General features: G+C 67.2%; 3 protein-coding genes. 1 reads left to right on the top strand and 2 read right to left on the bottom strand.

From position 1 onward, the window contains the following. Together CA951_RS42140 and CA951_RS42135 are read right to left on the bottom strand one after the other, a co-directional pair. Positions 1–129, bottom strand: a 129-nt coding sequence (locus CA951_RS42140; protein WP_143543224.1) for a YceI family protein, incomplete at its 3' end; no start/stop codon positions are given. Between the two features lie 148 nt (positions 130–277). Then, positions 278–856 (bottom strand): TetR/AcrR family transcriptional regulator, encoded by a 579-nt coding sequence (locus CA951_RS42135; RefSeq protein ID WP_087562477.1) that lies wholly within the window; start codon positions 854–856, stop codon positions 278–280. Between the two features lie 86 nt (positions 857–942). Between CA951_RS42135 and CA951_RS42130 the strand changes: the two genes are divergently transcribed. After that, on the top strand, positions 943–1,773 hold the full coding sequence (locus CA951_RS42130) for an alpha/beta fold hydrolase (protein WP_087562476.1): 831 nt from the start codon (positions 943–945) through the stop codon (positions 1,771–1,773). Positions 1,774–1,914 lie beyond the last annotated feature (141 nt).

The following is a 1,914-nucleotide window of genomic DNA, read 5'->3' as shown; positions in this document are numbered from 1 at the left end:
GTCGTTGAAGGTGCCGCGGACCTTGCTGACCACGAGGTGGCGGACGGAGAAGCCGACGGTGGAGTGGACGGTGTCGATGGCCCAGGTTCCGGCGGTGAGGTTGGGGAGGGTGGCGGTGGCGGTGGTCATGAAAACTCCTCGGATCGTCGACGCAAGTAATTGAATGTTCAAGTTCTTGCTGATTCAACTACTGCCGGCGGGGATTTCTTCCACCTTTGCGGTGTGGTCTCCGTCACACCCCGCAGGTGAGTGGCAAAGCGTGTCCGGGAACGCCTTCTCACTCACGTGGGGAGAGGCAGGCGCGCGCGGCGGCGAGAACGGTGGCCCCGGCCGCGTCGAGCGGTTCGGTGCTGCGGAGCGCGCGGGCGAGGACGAACGCGCCCTCCAGGCTGGTGACGAACCCCAGGATCAGGCGCCTCGCATCGGCCTCGCCGAACCCGCGGGCCCGCAGCAGCGCGCTGCCGGAGTCGATCCAACTCGTGAACACGTCCGCCGTGGCGACGCGGAGCACCTCGTTGGTACTCGCGACCTCGAGTGCGACCGTGGCGATGGGGCAGGCGTCGGCGTAATCGGTGGCGACCAGGGTCTCGCCCGCCAGCCGGAACCCGACCTCGATCCCCTCGAGGATGTCGGGATGCGCGTCGAGGATGGAGAACACCAGGCGCGCGTACTCCTCGCCCGACGTGCGGATGACCTCCTCGCCGAGCTGCTGCTTTCCGCCCGGGAAGAAGTGGTAGATCGACCCGAACGGGGCACGGGCCTCCGTCGCGACCTGCTTGAGTCCGGTCCCGGTGTAGCCGTTGCGGCGGAAGAGGTCGCTGCTGGTGCCGAGGATCCGGGCCTTGGTGTCGTTCACTTTTCGGCCTCCGACCGTTGTGCTCGGTGCGCACCTCATCGTAACGTGATTCTCAGTAGAACGATCTATCAAATGGAGTGAGCGCCATGAAGCAGATCGAACTCTCCGCAGGCACCGTCGAGTACGACGACACCGGAGGCGACGGCCCTGTCCTCGTGTTCATCTCCGGCCTGACGATCGACGGCACCGTGTGGCGGCACGTGGTGGAGCGACTCGTCCCGGACTTCCGCTGTGTTCTCCCCACCCTCCCGCTCGGCGCGCACCGCATCCCGATGCGCGCCGACGCCGACCTCTCGTTGCGCGGCCTCGGACTGCTCATCGGCGAGTTCCTCGAGAAACTCGACCTGACCGACGTCACCCTCGTGCAGAACGACTGGGGCGGCGCGCAGGTGCTGATCGCGCTCGGCGACACCAGCCGCGTCGGGGCCCTCGTCCTCACCCCGTGCGAGGCGTTCGACAACTATCCGCCGGGGATTCCCGGCCGTGCGATCGGCCTCGCGGCGGCGGTCCCCGGTGGCCTCGCCCTGACCATGCAGGCGCTGCGATTCCAGGCGATGCGCCGCGCTCCCGCGGCGTGGGGCTGGATGAGCAAGCGGCCCGTACCGAAAGCGGTGATGGACGGCTGGTTCCGTCCCGCCACCACCGATCGCCGCATACGCCGGGACCTGCGCAAGTACACGACGTCGCTGCCGCCCAAGTCGACGCTGCTGGAATGGGCGGAAGCGAACCGGAACTTCGACCGGCCGATCCTCGTGCTGTGGGCGGTCGAGGACAAGGTGATGCCCCGCGACCACGGTCGGCGGCTGGCCGAGCTGTACCCGAACGCCCGACTGCGGGAGGTCGAGGACAGCTACACGTTGATGCCCGAGGACCGGCCGGACGTGGTGGTCGAGGCTTTGCGGCTCCGCCACCCGTGAGTACTTGTTAACGTCCGGGGGGCTGTTGCAAAATCCCGGCGGCTGATCAGCGTGTCACGGCGCCCTGGCCTGGGATTTCTTGGATAATGTGTTGGTGGCCAAGGGATATCGTCCGGTGAATCGTGATCAGCAGTTCCTGTT

Origin of the sequence: Rhodococcus sp. NCIMB 12038 (assembly GCF_002165735.1) — a bacterium.
Classification (GTDB): domain Bacteria; phylum Actinomycetota; class Actinomycetes; order Mycobacteriales; family Mycobacteriaceae; genus Rhodococcus_F.
The sequence above is the reverse complement of the archived record's forward strand: the minus strand, read 5'-3'. Positions and strand labels throughout refer to the sequence as shown.